This is a genomic window from Gordonia sp. VNK1 (assembly GCF_040049135.1).
In the GTDB taxonomy this organism is placed as follows: Bacteria; Actinomycetota; Actinomycetes; order Mycobacteriales; family Mycobacteriaceae; genus Gordonia; species Gordonia oleivorans.
In genome coordinates this window covers 126855-145224 of the sequence record NZ_JBDZDJ010000007.1, presented here as the reverse complement: position 1 = coordinate 145224, position 18370 = coordinate 126855, and the positions used below count along the sequence as shown (strand labels likewise).

The following is an 18370-nucleotide window of genomic DNA, read 5'->3' as shown; positions in this document are numbered from 1 at the left end:
CCGGTGGGCGTAGAGTGCTCAAGCGATGTCCGCGTCAGCACCCATCGCCCTGCGCCGAGATGGCCACACCACCCGCCTGAAATGGCATCGTGCGCGTCGGCGGGCCAGTGATCCGCCCTTCACCGCGCGCCGGATCGTCGAGGGAATGCGGGCCGGGGCGAGCGTGGAGATCGACCTGGTGCTGAACGCGGACCGCGGCTGCACCGTCCTGCACGACCGCTTCTTGAACACCGCCACCACCGGAACCGGCGCCATCGCCGACACCCCCGCGACCACCCTGCGCACTCTCTGTCTCCGCGACAACGACGCAGGGGTCCTCGAGGACCAGCACGTGCTACTGCTCGATGACCTGGCCGGTCTGCTCACCGACATGCACCCCGATGCGATGCTGCAGTTGGACTTCAAGGAGTCCGCGGCCGATCTCGATGACGTCGCGGTGGCGGCCTTCGCCGAGGCCGTCACGCCGTTCGCCGGCAACGCGCTGCTGTCGTGTGGCGACGCCGAGGCCGTGCGCATCCTCACCGACGCGGTCCCGGCACTACACGTCGGCTACGACCCGTGCCACCACGGCGCGGTCGACCGCGTCCTGCGGTGGCGCACCTATCGACGGTTCGTCGACGCCGCGATCGAGGCGTCACCCCGCGCGGAGGTGATCTACCTCGATCGCCGACTCGTCTTCACCTGTGCGGACCGGGGATTCGACCTGATCGCCGCGTTCCACGCCCGCGACCGCGAGATCGACGTGTACACCTTCGGCCGAGCCGACGATCCCGACATCGACCGGGCCATCGAGTTACGCGCGGATCAGATCACCACCGATGACGCCGACGGCGTCATCGCGGCGCGGCGTTGAGCCACTTCGTCGTCGGCGGGATCAGCGCGAGCACGATGGTGACGATCGGGAAGATCAGAATGAAGAGCCCGACGATGCCCGCTCCCGCCGCATAGCCGGCGCCGTAGGCACCCCCGGCACCGATCCCGGCGCCCACGGTGACGATGACGTTGAGGATCTGGAACGCGACCACAAGTCCCGCGCCGATCACCACCAGCAACCGCCCGATCTTCTTCTGACGCAGGAGCAGGACGCCGCCGGTGAGCAGCAATGCCAGCACGGCGAGGTAGATGATGATGCCGATCGCCAACAACACAATGGTGGCATCCGTTTGGTAGTAGTCATCGGAGGCAAATACCCCGATGACAGTGACGAGTGACACCAGCATGTGCAGCGCGCCCAAGAACGCCAGCACCGACGCCGCGATTGCCGTTCCGCGGGACACCGGCTGGACGTAGGGATCACCGAACGGATTCTGCGGATACGCACCCGGGTAGGCCGCCGGCTGCTGCTGTCCCCACGCCGGTTGTTGACCGTACCCGGGCTGGCCGTAGGCGGGCTGGCCGTAGGCAGGTTGCTGACCATAGGGCGAGGCCGGCGGCTGCTGGCCGTATGCGCCCGGCGCGGGTGGTTGCTGCCCGTATCCCGGATACGACTGGGCACCCGGATAGGACTGGGCGCCCGGCTGACCGTAGGTGGTCGGCTGATCCCAGGGTGATTGCGCTCCCGAATCGCTTCCCGACGGAGGTGTTGTCATCTGTTGTGCCTCTCAGCGATGTCGTCAGGACTGTAGCCATCACGACAGTGCAGCCCCGGTTCATGTCGTCTCATCGAATCACACGGATCGGACAGCGTCACACTCCGCGCAACCACCGCCCCGTCGACGGCACCAGCGCCAAAGCGATCGTGGCGATGGGAAAGATCAGGAAGATCACGGGGAGTAGCAGCACGAAGACCACCGACTGGCCCGGCCACCCGATATCCGCCAGCAACGAGACGTCATGGACGAGGGAGCCGACTGTGACCAGGAGAACCACCGTGGCACCCGCGACAACCAGCCACCGTCCGATCGACCGGCGTGCCAGCAACAACGCGGCCCCGACCGCAATGATCACAAAAGTCAGGGCGGACAGCCCCACCGACAGCCACGGGCCCGCGTAGTGAATGGCAAGACTCCGAGCGAACGTCAGCGGGTAGATCTCAATCCCCCGAATCGGGAAGCCGGCAACGATCCCCGCAATCAGCAGACGAAGACAACCGAGAAACGCCAAGATCGCCGCACCGACCGCCGTGACCTTCGACGGCGACACCACCGGTGGTTGTCCGAACGGGTTCGGCGAGTACGGCGTCATCGGCGGTTGGCCCCACGCCGACGACTGCCCGAACTGACCCGACGCCGGGTATCCCCCGACGTACGGATGACCGCCCTCCGGATGTGGTCCACTCACGATTCCGTCCCCCTACGCATCGCTTCAGATTCGACCGAGCTTCCCGCTCACTCGTTTCCTTCCCGCGTAACGATATCGGTGCGCGGGAAGTAAATGAGTGCGCGGGAAGGGAACGTCGTCAGCCGAACAGCCCCGGCAGCGTGCCCTCGTAGACCTGGCGCAGTTCGTCGAGGGTGACCTCGAAGTGGTCCTGCACGCTCACCGCGTCGCTGCCCTGGTCGACGACGCCGATGCGGGTCCACGGCATGCCGCGGGCGTCGAGCATCGCCGAGAATCGCGACTCCTCGGTGCGCGGTACGGCGACGATGACACGTCCGGTCGACTCGGAGAACAGCCACACGAACGGATCCGCACCTTCGGGAAGCAGGATGCGGCAACCGGTTTCGCCGGCCAACGACGATTCGACGACGGCCTGGATGAGACCACCCTCGCTGAGGTCGTGGGCGGCGGAGATCAAGCCGTCACGCGAAGCCGCGGTGAGAATCGCCGACAGCAGCTTCTCGTGGTCGAGATCCACCGACGGCGCGGTTCCGCCGAGGTGATCGTGGGCGACCTGCGCCCAGATCGACCCGTCGAACTCGTCGCGCGTCGCACCGAGCAGGATCAGCGTCTCCCCCGGCTCTGTGCCGAATCCGGTCGGGATGCGGCGGGTGACATCGTCGATGACACCGAGCACGCCGACCACCGGGGTCGGCAGGATCGCGGTGGAACCGGTCTGGTTGTAGAAGCTGACGTTGCCTCCGGTCACCGGGATGCCGAGCTGCGCACAGCCGTCGGCGAGGCCACGGACGGCCTGCTGGAACTGCCACATCACGGCCGGGTCCTCCGGCGATCCGAAGTTGAGGCAGTTGGTGACGGCCTTGGGGCTCGCGCCCGACGCCGACACGTTGCGGTACGCCTCGGCCAGTGCCAGCTGCGCTCCGCGGTACGGGTCGAGGAAGGTGTAGCGGCCCGACGCGTCGGTGGCCAACGCGATTCCGCGGCCGGTCTTCTCGTCGATGCGGATGACCCCGGAGTCGGCGTTCTCGGCCAGCACGGTGTTGCCGCGGACGTAGCGGTCGTACTGCTCGGTGATGAACTTGCGGCTGCACAACGCCGGCGAGGCGAGCATCTGCAGCAGGGTTGCGCGCAGTTCGTCGTCGGTGGACGGCCGGGCCAGCGACGCCGTCGACGACGCCGTCACCTCGTCCTGCCAGTCCGGGCGGGCGACGGGACGCTCGTACACCGGACCCTCGTGGGCGACGGTGCGCGGCGGCACGTCCACCACGGTGTCGCCGTGCCAGGTGATGACGAGGTTGTCGCCGTCGGTGACCTCACCGATGACGGTGGCGAGCACATCCCACTTGCGGCACACCGCGAGGAAGGCGTCGACGTTCTCGGGGGTGACGACCGCGCACATGCGTTCCTGCGACTCGCTGGAGAGCACCTCGGCGGGGGTCATGCCGACCGCCCGCATCGGCACCTTCTCCAGCTCGATGTGCATGCCGCCGTCACCGGCGGACGCCAATTCCGATGTGGCACATGACAATCCGGCGCCGCCGAGATCCTGGATGCCCACCACGAGTCCGGCGTGGTAGAGCTCCAGGCAGCATTCGATGAGCACCTTCTCGGTGAACGGGTCGCCCACCTGCACGCTCGGCAGCTTCTTGCGGGAAGGTCGGCGCACCGCGGGATCATCGGACCCGCTCGCTTCGCTCCCGGCGTCCGCGTCGAAGGTCTCCGACGCCAGCACCGACACGCCGCCGATGCCGTCGAGGCCGGTGCGCGCACCGAACAGGATGATCTTGTTGCCGGTGCCCGACGCGAACGCCAACTGCAGGTCCTCGGTGCGCAGCACACCCGCGCACAGCGCGTTCACCAGCGGATTACCCGCATAGCTCGCGTCGAAGACGGTCTCGCCGCCGACGTTGGGCAGACCGAGGGAGTTGCCGTAACCGCCGACACCACGGACCACGCCGTCGAGGACCCGACGGGTGTCGGGGGCGTCGGCCGGACCGAAACGCAGCTGATCCATCACCGCGATCGGACGAGCACCCATCGCCATGATGTCGCGGACGATGCCGCCGACACCGGTCGCCGCACCCTGATAGGGCTCGACATAACTCGGATGATTGTGCGATTCGACCTTGAAGGTGACCGCCCAACCGTCGCCGACGTCGACGACGCCCGCGTTCTCACCGATGCCGGCCAGCATCCCGGCCTTCATCTCGTCGGTGGTGGTCTCGCCGAAGTAGCGCAGATGCACCTTCGACGACTTGTAGCTGCAGTGCTCCGACCACATCACCGAGTACATGGCCAGTTCGGCGTCGGTGGGGCGACGGCCGAGGATCTCGCGGATGCGCTCGTATTCGTCGTCCTTGAGGCCGAGCTCACGGAACGGCTGGGGCAGATCGGGGCTCTCGGAGGCGGTCGAAACGGTGTCCACGGGATGCGGCGCGGCGCCGGTCTGATCACTCACCAGGCCATTCTAGACAGTGCGCCAAACCGGCGCCGTTCACCGATAAGCTGTCCCGACACTGCGCGAGCAGACACGGGTGGGGGGATCGCATGGTCGACGTCGGCAGGGCACGGCAATTGTTCGAACTCGGCGTTCTGTCGCTGGGCATTCGGGTCGAGGGCACCGAGCCCGTCGACAATCCCGACCAGGCGGCCAAGGCGTTCGCGCGGGCCAGCGAATGGGATCCCCGGATGGCCGACGCGTGGATCGGTCGGCTGGCCTGTACCACCGGCACCCACAGCGACACCGCCGACGAGACACTGCTGGCCATCTACCGCCACCGCGACGCCATCGGCGTCGAGCAGCGGCGTCTGGGGCTGCCGCCCGGCACGCTCGTCGGCCGCTGGTACACCGGCATGTTCATCGACTATCCGCTCGTCGACGCCGCCCACGCCGCGTGCGCCTACGCCGCCACCCTGATCCGGGGCCGCGACCTGGCCGGGGCGTCCGACGTCCTCGACGCGATACCCGCCACCGCCCCGATCGTCGAGTTCATGCGCGGGGTGCTGCACTTCTCGGCGCAACGCTGGCCGGATGTGCTCACGGCGGTGTCGGGCGCCGAACGGTGGACCGATGAGTACCTGCGCACCGCCGCCGACTACATGGCCGGAAGCGCCTGCGTCCAACTGGGCATGTTCGGTGAGGGCGCACGCCGCCTCCAGCACGCCATCGAGGGGCCGATCCCCGCGTGCGCGACGCGCGCGCTCTATGCGCTCGGGCTCGCACTGCGGGAAACCGGCCAGGAGGACAAGGCCCGGTCGATGTTCGAGCAGGCCGTCGCCCGCGATCCCGGCTTCACCGCCGCGGCCACCGCGATGCGCAGTCCCGGCATCCGCGTCACCGTCACCACCGCCGACGAGATCGACGCCCGCAGCGATCGATGGGACCCGGCCTCCGCGCAGCAGTCAATCGCGCCCGATGACGAACATGGCAGCGCTGGTGAGGATCTCGTGGCCGATGCGCAACGCGAACTCGACGCCCAGATCGGCCTGGCCACGGTCAAGGAACAGGTCGCCAAGCTGAAATCGGCTGCGACACTGGCAAAGGTGCGTGCCGACCGCGGCCTGTCCACCTCCGCCCGAAGCCTGCACCTGGCGTTCACCGGACCTCCGGGCACCGGCAAGACCACCGTCGCCCGGGTGATCGCGAAACTGTATTGCGGACTGGGATTCATCGCCACCGACAAGGTCGTCGAGGCCACCCGTCGCGACCTCGTCGGCGAACATCTCGGCAGCACCGCCATCAAGACGTCGGCGCTCATCGACTCCGCGATGGACGGCGTGTTGTTCATCGACGAGGCGTATACCCTGATCCAGCAAGGACTTTCCGGCGGCGATGCGTTCGGTCGCGAGGCCGTCGACACCCTGCTGGCCCGGATGGAGGACGATCGCGATCGCCTGGTCGTGATCATCGCCGGGTATGACTCCGAGATCGACCGGTTCCTCGCCGCCAACGACGGCCTCGCCTCGCGGTTCGGCCGGCGCGTCCGCTTCGAGTCCTACACCCCCGCCGAGCTCGCGCAGATCGGCGAGTACCTGGCCGCACGTCGCGACTCGGTCCTCACCGCGGACGCCATGGCCGAGCTCGAGCTCGCTTGTACTCCCCTTTATCACGATGTGCAACAAAATCATTCGGGATTCCACCGGGCGACCGACCTGGCCGGTAATGGGCGCTTCATCCGCAATATCATCGAGGCCGCCGAGGAAGAACGTGAGTTTCGCCTGTCCGCGTCGGGCGATCTCGAGAATCTATCCCAAGATGATCTGATGCGTATCGAGACAACGGATCTCCGTGCGGCCATCGCATCGGTTCTCTCGGGTCTGCTACCCACGAGGAGTCAGGTGTGAAGCTTGCCCAACGAGTCTCGCCGGCGGTGGCCGCGGCGGTCATCATCGTCGCCGGGTTCGCCGCGTGCACCGTCGACGGCGATCCGGTCGCCGACCCCGACGCCACCAGCATCACCACCACCGACACGACGACCACCACCGACACGACGACCACCACCGATGATTGGGACGAAACAACGACGGAGACAACATCGTCCAGTTCAGAAGCGCCCATCAGTGACGTACCCGCACCGGCGAACGCGACGACGATGACCTGCCGGGAATTTGTCACACTGGATCGTTCGACGCAGGTCGCCGTGCTGCGAGCCAACGGTGCCACCGCCGACCCGTCCCGGCTCGGGGTCGTCGTCGACCTGATGTCGGCAAGCTGTCCGGCATTTCCCGACACCACGATCGCCGACATTCTCGCCGGCAACCTCCCGACGAACTGATCCCTCCCGCCGCATGCCCCCAGAAGTGGGGGCATGTGCCGACCCCCGGCCGCCCCTACCATCGAACTCGGGTCCGGGGAGGGAACCGATCAAGGGGTGGATGACACGGTGACGATGTCACGACAGTGGACCGGTGGGCGTCCTACGACGGATGGGCCGCGGATCATCCCGACCGGATGCGGCCCCTTCGGCGTGGCGATCGGTGCCGATGGCCGTGCGTACGTCACCGATCATCGTGACCACGCGGTCTCCGTGGTGGACACCACGTCCGGGAGCGTGTCGGCCACCATCTCGGTCGGCACCAATCCGACGGTCATCGCCATTGCCGGCAACTCGGGCTATGTGACCAACGCCGGTTCGGGCACCGTCTCCGTCATCGACATCGGATCGGCGAGGGTCGCCGACACCATCGTGCTCGGCGCTCATCCGCATTCGGTGACGGCCAGTCCCGGCGGCGAGGCAGTGGCGGTGAGCACCGACGCCGGCACCGTCATGGTCGTCGACACCGCGTCGGCAACGGTCCTTTCCACGATCGCCGTCGGCGCCAACCCGCGCGGCATGGCGATCGGCCACGACGGACACGCCTACATCGCCAACGCCGACTCGAACAGCGTCTCGGTGATCGACATCATGTCCGGCACCACCGATGACACCATTTCCGTTGGTGCGCACCCGTACTCGGTGGCGATCACCCCCGATGGCCGCACCGTCTTGGTCACCAATGCCGACTCTCGAACGGTCTCGGTCATCGACACGCGTCGGCACGTCGTGGTCGAGACCATCTTCGTCGACGTCGCTCCGTACTTCGTGGCAATCGCACCCGACGGTGCCACGGCCGTCGTCACCGATCCGAGCGCGGACACCGTCACGATCATCGACGTGGAATCGATGCGAGTGGACGACGCCGTGCGTGTCGGTGCCGGACCCACCGGTGTGACCATCGGATCGACGGGCGTCGCGCATGTCACCAACTACTGCGGGAACTCGCTGTCGTTGATCGACCTTGCCACCGGCCCGCGTCAGGTCAACCCTGTTGCCCGGGAAGGGTATCGGTGATCGGCGTGTTCTGGCCCGCCGCCACCCACCACTGCCCATCGCGTTCGGCGAGGACGTACATCGCCATTTCGGAGAACCCGCCGTCGACGGCGTGGCGTCCGATCTGGGCGATCACCACACCGGGGGCGGGAGCGAGCACCTGAGCCACCTCGAATCGTGACGACGGGGCGACGCGCGCGGGCATCATCGTCCGATGAATCCTGTTCAGATTCGCGAAACCTTGCAGCACCTGACCTTTGGGGGTTCCCCAGAGGATGTCGTCGGCGAACATGGCGTCGTAGGTGTCGGCCTCGGCGTCATCGAGTCCGCGCTGCAGATGGTCGAGCAACGCGTCGACCGCGTCGTCGATGCCCGCCTGCCCGTGATGCAGCGACGGTCGTGTCAGAGAACTGCGCGATGAGGTCATGAATCCCGACGGTAGAACCTCAACCGCGCTTGAGGTCAAGGCGGCAGCGACGGACTCGGGACGGGTATGCCCCCCAAAGAGGGGGCTTTCCGGACTCTCAGCCACATCTTAGGTTCACACCAAGGGCCGGCGACCACGCCGCCACGACGAGAGGATCGGCGATGACCCGCCATCGTGTCACCGGACGTGCACAGCGAACCCGCCGAGCCGCCGCCGGGGTCGGCATCGGAGCCGCCCTGCTCTTCGGCACACCCGCCCTGATCGACCTCGGAGCCGTCGCCTATGCCGACACCGATACCGGCACAACGCAACCCGACTCGACGGGATCGGCCGAGACCGGCACGTCCTCGGATGCCGCGAGCATCCCGGAGCCGACGAACAGCTCCGAACCAGCCACTGGCGCGGAGCCGGCACCTGCCGCCGAGGACTCCGTACCTGCCACCGAGTCCGCACCGACGACCGACTCCGCACCCGTCACGCCGTCCGCTCCCGAAACCCCTGAGGCCACTGAACCGACCCCGGAAACCTCAGCCGCCGAGGCCGACTCGTCAACAGCATCGTCGTCGGCCGCGATCATTCCGCCCGAGGCAACCCCATCGATCGAGACACCACCCGAACCGTCGGACACATCGCCGACAGTGCCGACAATGCCCGGCACCGACAGCGACGCCGACAACCCTGCCGCCGAAAGTGCTACCGAAACACCGACTCCCGCAGTCGCCGAACGCACCGCCGTGGCATTCGCGGCCACCTCGGCCGCCGACGTCACCGCAGTCACCGACACCGCACCCGTTGTCGCCACCGGCCCGGCGCCCTACACCGTCGACGAGGGCGGCAACCGCGTCGTCAACACCCCCACCGCCGTCGTCGCCGCCGTCCTCGGTCTGTTCGGCTGGAACCCCCTGGCCACCGGAGAGCCGAACACCCCCGCACCCACACCGACCCTCGGATTCCTCTGGGCCGCATGGCAGTCGGTCAACCGACGCTACCTCAACTCCCACCCCGCACTCGCACCCACCGGGCAGACCACCACCGACGGCATCACGACCGGCAGCCTCGGCGCCACCGACCCCGACGGCGACACCCTCACCTACACCCTGACCACCGCACCCACCCGCGGCACCGTCACCATCCACCCCGACGGCACCTACACCTACATCCCCGACGCGGTCTACACCCACGACCTCGCAGCCGACCCCACCCTGCCGGTCACCGACACCTTCACCATCACCGCCACCGACGGTGCCGATCAGCACTTGTTCTCCGCCACAACGCAATCCGGTTCCGTTGCCACCGTTACCGTGCACATCGGCGCGACCAACACCGCACCAACCACGACGGTCGAGGTCACGGGGATCTCCACCGGCAGCAACATCATCCTCCCGACCGGCGCCCACACCGTGGTGATGAACTCCGACGGCACCCGCGCCTACGTCACGACACCGACGACCAACAGTCTGCAGATCATCGACACCGCGACCGGCCAGGTCCTGATGACCGTGCCGGTGGGCACAACCCCGCAGAGCGTCATCCTCGCACCCGACGGCCTCACCGCCTACGCGGTCAACCAGGACTCGGACTCGGTGTCCGTGATCGACACGTCGAGCGGCACCCTCACCTCGGCCATCCCGGTCGGCGACGGCCCACTCGACATCGCATTGTCCGCCGACGGATCGTATGCCTATGTGACGAACCAGGGTTCGGGAACCGTCTCGGTCATCGACACCTCTGCGGCGACGGTGACCGACACAATCGTCGTCGGCGGGGCGCCCCGCCAGATTGCGGTGAGCGCCGACGGTTCGCGCGCCTACATCACGTCGTATGGGTCTTCTCGGATCACCGTGGTCGACACACTCACCAAGACGATCATCGGCACCACCGCCGTCGGCCCCCACCCGACCGATGTCGCCCTGAGCAGCGACGGATCGACCCTGTATGTGACCTCGAACAACGGGTACCTGACCACCATCGACACCGCCACGATGGGAATCGTCGACGCCAACGAACTGGGTGGATACTTACTGGGCGTCACCCTCAACCAGGATGGGTCGCGCGCCTTCGTGACCGACTACACCGGCGGCAAGGTCATCGTCGTCGACACCGCAACCGGGACCGTCGTCGGCGATCTCTTCACCTCGGCGAGACCGGTCACCTCCGCAGTCAGCCCGGATGGATCATCGGTGTACGTCGCCAACAGCGCCTCGAACGCGCTGTCGGTCCTCCGCCAGAATGTCGCCGGCACCGTTACCGGCTCCGATGCGGACGGCGACTCCCTCACCTACGCAATTACCACCGCCCCGACGCATGGCACCGCCACCGTCGACCCCGCCACCTGGACCTACACCAGCAACGACCCCCTCGCGATCACCGACGACACCTTCACCGTCACCGTCACCGACGGTCACGGCGGCACCACACCGCAGATCGTCACCATCAGCAACGACGCACCGGACGTCACCACCCACAGCGAAACCCAAGGCGCATCAACCACATACACACTCGCCGCCACCGACCCCGAAGGCGACACCACCACGACGACACTGACCACCGCACCCGCCCACGGCACCGTCACCCGCAACGGCGACACCTGGACCTACACCCCTAACACTGCCTACGCGCACGCCCTCGCCGCCGACCCCACCCTGCCGGGCACCGACACCTTTGTGCTGACCACCGCTGACGGACGCGGCGGCAGCACCGCCACCACCCTCACGCCGACCATTGCCGCGGTCAACAACGCACCGGTCGTCGCGGTCAGTTCGGGAGCCGCGTCCACGATGGACACCATCGCCGTCGGTAACAACCCCTTCGCGGTGGCCATCACCCCCGACGGCAGCACGGCCTACGTCACCAACTATTCCGCTGGCACGATCTCGGTCATCGACACTGCCACCGGCCAGGTCACCGACACCATCCCCGTAGGCGGCAATCCCGATGATGTGGTGATCAGCCCCGACGGCACCACCGCCTACGTCACCGACCCTCTCTCTGATGCCGTGATCGTCATCGACACCCGCACCAACCAGGTCATCCACACCCTCCCCGCCGGCACCTCGCCGGGCAGTGTCGTGATCAGCCCAGACGGCACCACCGCCTACGTCACCGACCGTCTCTCCGGCACCGTCACCGTCATCGACACCCGCACCAACGAGATCATCCACACCTTCCCCGCCGGCAGCTTGCCGAGCGATGCAGCGATCAGCCCCGACGGCACCACCATCTTCGTCACCAACACCTACTCGAACACCGTCACTGCCATCGACACCACCACCAACCAGATCACACAAACGATTCCGGTCAGCGAGAATCCGTACGCGATAACGATCAGCCCCAACGGCACCACCGCCTACGTCACCGGCCCCAACAAGGTCACCGTGATCGACACCACCACTGGCCACGTCACCGCCACCATCCCCGTAAGCGGCTACCCCCGCGAGATTGCGATCAGCCCCGACGGCGCCACCGCATACGTCACCAACTACTACTCGAACACCGTCACCGTCATCGACACCACCACCAACCAGATCACCGACACCATCGCCGTCGGTGACGGTCCATTGGCAGTGACGATCAGCCCCGACGGCACCACCGTCTACGTCATCAATCCCGGCTCGAACACGATCACCTTTGTCCACAATCAGTTCACCGGAACGATCGATGCGACCGACGCCGACCGCGACACCCTCACCTACGCGATCACCACCGCCCCGACGCATGGCACCGCCACCGTCGACCCCGCCACCGGCGCCTGGACCTACACCAGCAACGACCCCCTCGCGATCACCGACGACACGTTCACCGTCACCGTCTCCGACGGCCACGGTGGCACCACGCAGCAGGTGATCACCATCGGCGATACCCCCGCCGCCGGCGACGAGGTCTGAGCCTGACGAATTGACGGCAGTGCACCACTCTGGCAATGTCCGGTCAAGACCTCATCGCGGATGTTGACAGGAGTACGTCATCATTTCACTCGACGCGCAGATCACCGACGTGACCCACGACCCGCAGGCGCAACCGTTCGCCGCGTTGGAATCCCAGCTCCGTGACGCACAGCTCTTCGTGCGACTGACCCCGGAATCGGCGACATCCGGTCGGATCGCCCTCATGACCTCCGCTGCCGGTGGCATCGAGAACCTGGTGCAGGCCTACACGAGCAGGGTCCGTCCCGGATATGTCTACGGAGAAATGGATTGGCAGGCCATCGTCGACATGGTCGACAACGCCCCGGTCCTGGCCGGAATCCACATCATCAACGACCGGGATGACTGGGTGATCATCCGTCGCTCCGACCTCGGGCTGGTATAGCCAACACGATCTCAGCCTGCCGACGTCACCGCAATGATCTTGTCCCGCAACTCCGGTCGGCAGATGACGAGATCCGGAAGGTAGGTGTCGTCACGGTTGTACACCAGCGGCGACCCATCGATCCGTCCGCACCACAGGCCTTTTGCCTCTGCGACGGCGACGGGCGCCGCCGAATCCCACTCGTATTGACCGCCGGCGTGCACGTAGGCGTCGGCCTCACCGCGCACGACGGCCATCGCCTTGGCGCCGGCCGAACCCATCTGCAGTACCGTGCCGCCGATCGCGTCGGCGACGGGTTGCGAAAAGGCCGGTGGCCGTGAGCCACTCACCACCACACGGGGCCACTCACCTCTGGGCGACGACGCCAACCCGTCGGTCGGTTCGATCACCGAGTCGTCGTCGACGTAGGTGATTCCCAACGCCGGCAGTGCCACCGCGCCGGCGATCAGCGTGCCACCGCCCTCGGCCGACCACAACGCCACGTGCACTGCCCAGTCGGTACGCCCGGGCACCCCATATTCGCGGGTGCCGTCGACGGGATCGACGATCCACACCCGATCGGCGTGCAGCCGCGACTTGTCGTCGGCGGATTCCTCCGACAGCACCGCGTCGTCGGGACGTCGATTGGCCAACTGCGCCATCAGGAACTCGTTGGAGCGCATGTCGCCCTCCTTGCCGAGTTGTTTGCCCGCCAGTCCGCCGACGCGGATCTGCAGCAGCAGTTCGCCTGCCGCGGTGGCGAGGTCACCCGCGAGTGCGCGGTCGTCCATCACATCTCCTCCAGATCGGTTTCAGAGTCCCAGGTTGCGCAGCACCGCGTCGGCGGCCTCGGCCGGGGCACCGTCGTCGGGGGTGACGACGATGTCGGCGTGTTCGGGCCGCTCATACGGTGAGTCGATTCCGGTGAACTGACTGATCTCACCGCGTCGCGCCTTCGCATACAACCCTTTCGGGTCGCGTCGTTCGCATTCTTCCAGCGCGGTGTCGACGAAGACCTCGAAGAACGGCAGGCCACGTTCGGTGTGGATCTCGCGGGCCCGGGTGCGTTCGTCGGTGAACGGCGAGATCAGCGAGACGATGGCCACCGCCCCGGAGTCGGCGAACAGTGCCGCCACCTCCGCGGTACGGCGAATGTTCTCGCGTCGGTCGTCGTCGCCGAACCCGAGGTCGGAGTTGAGCCCGTGCCGCAGATTGTCGCCGTCCATCAGGTACGCGGGGCGTCCCTCGGCGACGAAGCGTCGCTCGAGTTCGGACGCGAGAGACGACTTGCCCGAGCCGGACAGGCCGGTCAGCCAGATCGTCGCTCCCGCGTGCGGTCGGTGCTCGCGGGTGACCTTGGTGGTCTGCCAGACGATGTGACTGTCGTGGCTCACCGGTGCGGTGATCATGCCCGCGCCGACGGTCTTGTTGTTCGCGGTGTCGATGAGGATGAAGCTGCCGGTCTCCCGGTTGCGCCGGTACGAATCGAACATCACCGGCTGCTGCGTGCGCAGGGTGAGACGAGCGATCTCGTTGAGCCGCAGCGATGTTGCCGACTCATCGCGGTGCAGGGTGTTGACGTCGAGCCGGTAGGTCAGTCCGGTGATCTCCACGCGCGTCGAGCGGGTGCCGATCTGCATCTCGAACCGGCTGTGCTCACCCAGGGTGGTGTCGTCGGCGAACCAGCACACCATCGCGTCGATGTCGCGGCCGACGTACGGCCGGTTGTTGGGACGCGCCAACATGTCCCCGCGGACGATGTCGATCTCGTCGGCGAGCTCGATCGAACACGCCATGGACGCGAAGGCCTCGTCGACCTTGGTGCCGCCGGGTCCCCAGATATCGGTGATGGTGGTGGTGAAACCTCCTGGCAGCACCACGATCTCGTCGCCGCGCGCGAAGACGCCACCGGCGACCGTCCCCGCGTAGGCGCGGTGGTCGGCACCGTCGGCACGCTGCGGACGGATCACATACTGCACCGGCATCCGCGCGTCGATGAGGTTGCGATCCGACGCGATGTGCACATTCTCCAAGTGCGACAGCAGTGTTCGGCCCCCATACCAGTCCATCTCCGACGACGGATCCACCACGTTGTCGCCGCGCAGCGCCGAAATCGGGATGAAGGTCAGATCACCGACGTTCAGCTTCGCGGCGAAATCGACGAAATCCGAACAGATCTCGTTGAACCGATCACGTGACCAGTCGACGAGATCCATCTTGTTCACGCAGATCGTCAGGTGCGGGATGCCGAGCAACGACGACAGGAAGGCGTGCCGGCGGGTCTGCTCCAGCACCCCCTTGCGGGCGTCGATCAGGATGATCGCGAGGTCCGCGGTCGAGGCGCCGGTCACCATGTTGCGGGTGTACTGCACGTGCCCGGGAGTGTCGGCGATGATGAATTTCCTTCGCGGAGTTGAGAAGTACCGGTAGGCGACGTCGATGGTGATGCCCTGTTCCCGCTCGGCACGCAGGCCGTCGGTGAGCAAGGCGAGGTTCGCGTACTCGTCGCCACGTTCGGCGCTGGTGCGTTCGATGGACTCCAGCTGGTCAGTGAAGATCGATTTGGCGTCGTAGAGCAGCCGGCCGATCAGCGTGGACTTGCCGTCGTCGACCGAGCCCGCGGTGGCCAGACGCAGGAGTTCGCCTGAGGCGCCGATGATCTCAACGCCGCCGGTGGGCGCATCCGTACTCATCAGAAGTAGCCTTCCTTCTTGCGATCCTCCATGCCGGCCTCGGAGATCCGGTCGTCGGCGCGGGTGGCACCGCGTTCGGTGACCCGGGTGGCGGCCACCTCGTCGATCACCTTGGCCACGGTGTCGGCGTCGGAGAGCACACATCCGGTGCACGTCGCGTCACCGACCGTGCGGAACCGGACGCGTTCGGTGTTGGCTTGTTCGCCCGGCAACCGTTCGAGAAAACGGGTGTCCGCCAACAGCATTCCGTCACGCGGGATCACCTGCCGGTCGTGCGCGTAGTAGATCGAGGGCAGCTCGATGTGCTGTTCGGCGATGTACTGCCAGATGTCGAGTTCGGTCCAGTTGCTCAGCGGGAAGACCCGGATGTGTTCGCCCTTGTGGTGGCGTCCGTTGTACAGGTGCCACAGCTCCGGACGCTGGGCTCGCGGGTCCCAGGCGCCGAACTCGTCACGGAAACTGAAGACCCGTTCCTTGGCGCGCGCCTTCTCCTCGTCACGGCGCGCGCCGCCGAACACGGCATCGAAGCGGTTCTCCGCGATCCCCCGCAACAGAGCCGTGGTCTGCAATCGGTTGCGGCTGGCACCCGGTCCGGTCTGCTCCACCACCCGCCCGGAGTCGATGTCGTCCTGCACCGAACTGACGATCAACCGCACGCCGGTCTGCTCGACCACCTGGTCTCGATACTCGATGACCTCGTCGAAGTTGTGTCCGGTGTCGACGTGCATCAGTGGGAACGGGATGGGCGCCGGCCAGAAGGCCCGGCGCGCGAGGTGGAACATCACCACCGAGTCCTTGCCGCCGGAGAAGAGCAGCACCGGCCGCTCGAACGTGGCCGCCACCTCGCGGAAGATGTACACCGACTCCGCCTCGAGGGCATCGAGGTGACTCAGTTCGTAATGAATCCGGCCCGCTGACGCCGACGACCCTGCCACTCCAGACTCCCTTGACACATCGAATATTCGACACCCAGTATTGACTATGTGACGGACACGCTAGGCGAGCGACGTTCCGACGGTCAACCGCCGGACCGCAGGTCCCCATCGCCACCCACCGGACGCACCGTCGAGATCGTGACGGTGATCGCGGACGACGGCCCACTGACCCTCGCCGACATTGTCCGCCGAACCGGGCACTCGCGTGCGACAGCACACGCGGTCGTCAGCGAATTGGCAGCCCGCGGCTGGGTGAACCGATCGGGCGACGGCCACTTCACCGTCGGCCCCGCCCTCGGAGACCTCGCGATGTCGATCGCGCACGCCGATCCCGTGAGCCGGTTCGCACGGCCGGTTCTCGAAGACCTCGCCGCGGAGCTGGCCATGGATTGCTTCGTCGCCCGCCGCACCGGCGGCGAGGTGACCATCGTCGAGAGCGTCTCCACCACCGCGCCATCCCGGCATCACGAGTGGCCTGCCACGGGTGCGACGATGCCGCTGCGCCCACCCGTCTGCCGCGAGTTCGTCGCCTGGGAGACCCCCGAGGCACGCGCCGCCTGGATCGCCCGCGCCCCCGCCGCCCTCCGGACGCGGCTCGGCTTGGCCCTCGACGCGGTCCGCGCCCGGGGCGTCGCCATCGAGCGGATGACCGACGAGCACGTCACGCTGCTGACCGCACTCGATTCCCTCGACTCGACCGATCTACCTGCCGGAATGCGTCGTCAGATGGGCGAGATCCTGTCGCACCTCACCGCGATCGACTACCTGTCCGACGAGCTACTCGATGGCGCGGACGCGACGATCTCCGCGGTGACCGTGGGCGCCCCGGTCACCGACGCGGCCGGTTCGGTGATCGCGTCGGTCGTCGTCTGCCCCTCGGGGAACCTGACACCGCCCGAACTCCAGCGCGTCGTCGACGCGGCACAGGCCGCGGCCGGTCGATTGTCGGCACCCCGGGGTTGACCGCGGCTCGCGCATCGAACTACCAACCAAGCACTTGCTAGGTTACGCTCGTGGACATGAGCGATGCCGTCATCCCCGCGCCGTTGAGCCCGAACGATCTCGGACCGGACACCTCCCCCGTCGCCTACGAAACGGGAGGGCCCGACGACGCCGTCGCGTATGTGACGCTCAACCGGCCGGAGTACCGCAACGCGCAGAACTCGGTGATGACGTACTCGCTCGACGCGGCGTTCCGTAAGGCCGTCGACGACCCGTCGGTCAAGGTCATCGTGCTGCGGGCCAACGGCAAGCACTTCTCGGCCGGTCACGACATCGGCACCCCCGAACGCGACTTCGACACGTTCTACGAGAACGCGGCGGTCCTGCATTGGGACCACACCGACAAGACCGGGGCCGATCAGCGCCTGGCCCGGGAGATGGAGGTGTACATGGGGATGTGCCGCCGGTGGCGTGACATCCCCAAACCGATGATCGCCCAGGTGCACGGTGCCTGCATCGCCGGTGGCCTGATGCTCGCCTGGGTCTGCGATTTCATCGTCGCCTCCGACGATGCGTTCTTCTCCGATCCGGTGGCCCGCATGGGTATTCCCGGCGTCGAGTACTTCGCCCACGCATACGTCCTCGGCGCGCGTCGCGCCAAGGAGATCCTGTTCACCGGTGAACGGTTCACCGCCACCCAGGCCGCCGACTGGGGCATGGTGAATCACGTCGTCGAGCGGGATGGCCTGGCCGGCAAGGTGAACGGCATCGCCGAGAGGATCGTCGAGATGCCGATGCAGGGCCTGTTCCTGTCGAAGAAGGCCGTCAACATCTGCGAGGACCAGATGGGCATGCGCAATGCGATGGACTCGGTCTTCGGCTGGCATCACTTCGCCCATTCCGCGAATGCCGAGTCCTCCGGCGGGGATTCGCTGGGCGGCATGGACGCCAAGTCGATGAAGACCGCCGCCTCCCCCAACGGCAGCGGAGCCTGAC

General features: G+C 66.9%; 15 protein-coding genes. 8 read left to right on the top strand and 7 right to left on the bottom strand.

Going from position 1 to position 18370, the window contains the following annotated elements; genetic code table 11:
- Positions 1 to 25 precede the first annotated feature (25 nt).
- On the top strand, positions 26 to 853 hold the full coding sequence (locus ABLE94_RS11110; protein ID WP_348804742.1) for a glycerophosphodiester phosphodiesterase: 828 nt from the start codon (positions 26 to 28) through the stop codon (positions 851 to 853).
- Here ABLE94_RS11110 and ABLE94_RS11105 read toward each other — a convergent pair.
- The 3 genes from ABLE94_RS11105 to purL form a co-directional block, all read right to left on the bottom strand.
- Positions 834 to 1589 (bottom strand): hypothetical protein, encoded by a 756-nt coding sequence (locus tag ABLE94_RS11105; protein WP_348808745.1) that lies wholly within the window; start codon positions 1587 to 1589, stop codon positions 834 to 836. The genes ABLE94_RS11110 and ABLE94_RS11105 overlap by 20 nt on opposite strands.
- Before the next feature lie 97 nt (positions 1590 to 1686).
- Entirely contained in the window at positions 1687 to 2280 is a 594-nt protein-coding gene (locus tag ABLE94_RS11100; protein WP_348804740.1) for a hypothetical protein, read from the bottom strand.
- A gap of 118 nt (positions 2281 to 2398) precedes the next feature.
- Positions 2399 to 4738 carry a phosphoribosylformylglycinamidine synthase subunit PurL gene (gene purL / locus ABLE94_RS11095; protein ID WP_348804739.1) on the bottom strand — a complete coding sequence of 780 codons (2340 nt, stop codon included), beginning with the start codon at positions 4736 to 4738 and terminating at the stop codon, positions 2399 to 2401.
- Positions 4739 to 4827: 89 nt separating this feature from the next.
- On the opposite strand from purL, the gene eccA reads away from it, so the two are divergent.
- From eccA to ABLE94_RS11080, 3 genes are all read left to right on the top strand, one after another.
- Complete coding sequence (gene eccA / locus ABLE94_RS11090) at positions 4828 to 6624, top strand: type VII secretion AAA-ATPase EccA (protein WP_348804738.1); 1797 nt, start codon at positions 4828 to 4830, stop codon at positions 6622 to 6624.
- A complete protein-coding gene (locus ABLE94_RS11085; RefSeq protein ID WP_348804737.1) occupies positions 6621 to 7055 on the top strand; it encodes a hypothetical protein in 435 nt (144 codons plus the stop codon). Before eccA ends, ABLE94_RS11085 begins: the two co-directional genes overlap by 4 nt.
- Before the next feature lie 114 nt (positions 7056 to 7169).
- Positions 7170 to 8111 carry a YVTN family beta-propeller repeat protein gene (locus tag ABLE94_RS11080; RefSeq protein ID WP_348808811.1) on the top strand — a complete coding sequence of 314 codons (942 nt, stop codon included), beginning with the start codon at positions 7170 to 7172 and terminating at the stop codon, positions 8109 to 8111.
- Here the strand turns inward: ABLE94_RS11080 and ABLE94_RS11075 are convergent.
- A complete protein-coding gene (locus ABLE94_RS11075) occupies positions 8080 to 8517 on the bottom strand; it encodes an SgcJ/EcaC family oxidoreductase (protein ID WP_348804736.1) in 438 nt (145 codons plus the stop codon). The genes ABLE94_RS11080 and ABLE94_RS11075 overlap by 32 nt on opposite strands.
- Positions 8518 to 8678: 161 nt before the next feature.
- Between ABLE94_RS11075 and ABLE94_RS11070 the strand changes: the two genes are divergently transcribed.
- Positions 8679 to 12401: a cadherin-like domain-containing protein gene (locus ABLE94_RS11070; RefSeq protein WP_348808744.1), complete on the top strand. Its 3723-nt coding sequence runs from the start codon at positions 8679 to 8681 to the stop codon at positions 12399 to 12401.
- 109 nt (positions 12402 to 12510) lie between these two features.
- Complete coding sequence (locus tag ABLE94_RS11065; RefSeq protein WP_348804734.1) at positions 12511 to 12825, top strand: hypothetical protein; 315 nt, start codon at positions 12511 to 12513, stop codon at positions 12823 to 12825.
- Positions 12826 to 12836: 11 nt separating this feature from the next.
- Here ABLE94_RS11065 and ABLE94_RS11060 read toward each other — a convergent pair whose 3' ends face one another.
- Genes ABLE94_RS11060 through cysD form a run of 3 tightly spaced genes read right to left on the bottom strand, consistent with a single transcriptional unit; the run spans position 12837 to position 16432 of the window.
- Positions 12837 to 13595 carry a 3'(2'),5'-bisphosphate nucleotidase CysQ gene (locus ABLE94_RS11060; RefSeq protein WP_348808743.1) on the bottom strand — a complete coding sequence of 253 codons (759 nt, stop codon included), beginning with the start codon at positions 13593 to 13595 and terminating at the stop codon, positions 12837 to 12839.
- A 21-nt stretch (positions 13596 to 13616) separates the two neighbouring features.
- A complete protein-coding gene (gene cysC, locus ABLE94_RS11055) occupies positions 13617 to 15497 on the bottom strand; it encodes an adenylyl-sulfate kinase (RefSeq protein WP_348804732.1) in 1881 nt (626 codons plus the stop codon).
- Complete coding sequence (gene cysD, locus ABLE94_RS11050; RefSeq protein ID WP_348804731.1) at positions 15497 to 16432, bottom strand: sulfate adenylyltransferase subunit CysD; 936 nt, start codon at positions 16430 to 16432, stop codon at positions 15497 to 15499. Before cysD ends, cysC begins: the two co-directional genes overlap by 1 nt.
- 135 nt (positions 16433 to 16567) lie before the next feature.
- Between cysD and ABLE94_RS11045 the strand changes: the two genes are divergently transcribed.
- A complete protein-coding gene (locus ABLE94_RS11045) occupies positions 16568 to 17395 on the top strand; it encodes an IclR family transcriptional regulator (protein WP_425476185.1) in 828 nt (275 codons plus the stop codon).
- Between the two features lie 56 nt (positions 17396 to 17451).
- Positions 17452 to 18369: an enoyl-CoA hydratase gene (locus tag ABLE94_RS11040; protein WP_348804729.1), complete on the top strand. Its 918-nt coding sequence runs from the start codon at positions 17452 to 17454 to the stop codon at positions 18367 to 18369.
- Position 18370 lies beyond the last annotated feature (1 nt).

Bases quoted from the DNA above. Each gene is read 5' to 3' on its own strand.
- ABLE94_RS11110 (WP_348804742.1), top strand. From the start codon at position 26: ATGTCCGCGTCAGCACCCATCGCCCTGCGCCGAGATGGCCACACCACC.
- ABLE94_RS11105 (WP_348808745.1), bottom strand. From the start codon at position 1,589: ATGACAACACCTCCGTCGGGAAGCGATTCGGGAGCGCAATCACCCTGG.
- eccA (WP_348804738.1), top strand. From the start codon at position 4,828: ATGGTCGACGTCGGCAGGGCACGGCAATTGTTCGAACTCGGCGTTCTG.
- ABLE94_RS11080 (WP_348808811.1), top strand. From the start codon at position 7,170: ATGTCACGACAGTGGACCGGTGGGCGTCCTACGACGGATGGGCCGCGG.
- ABLE94_RS11075 (WP_348804736.1), bottom strand. From the start codon at position 8,517: ATGACCTCATCGCGCAGTTCTCTGACACGACCGTCGCTGCATCACGGG.
- ABLE94_RS11070 (WP_348808744.1), top strand. From the start codon at position 8,679: ATGACCCGCCATCGTGTCACCGGACGTGCACAGCGAACCCGCCGAGCC.
- ABLE94_RS11060 (WP_348808743.1), bottom strand. From the start codon at position 13,595: ATGGACGACCGCGCACTCGCGGGTGACCTCGCCACCGCGGCAGGCGAA.
- cysC (WP_348804732.1), bottom strand. From the start codon at position 15,497: ATGAGTACGGATGCGCCCACCGGCGGCGTTGAGATCATCGGCGCCTCA.
- ABLE94_RS11040 (WP_348804729.1), top strand. From the start codon at position 17,452: ATGAGCGATGCCGTCATCCCCGCGCCGTTGAGCCCGAACGATCTCGGA.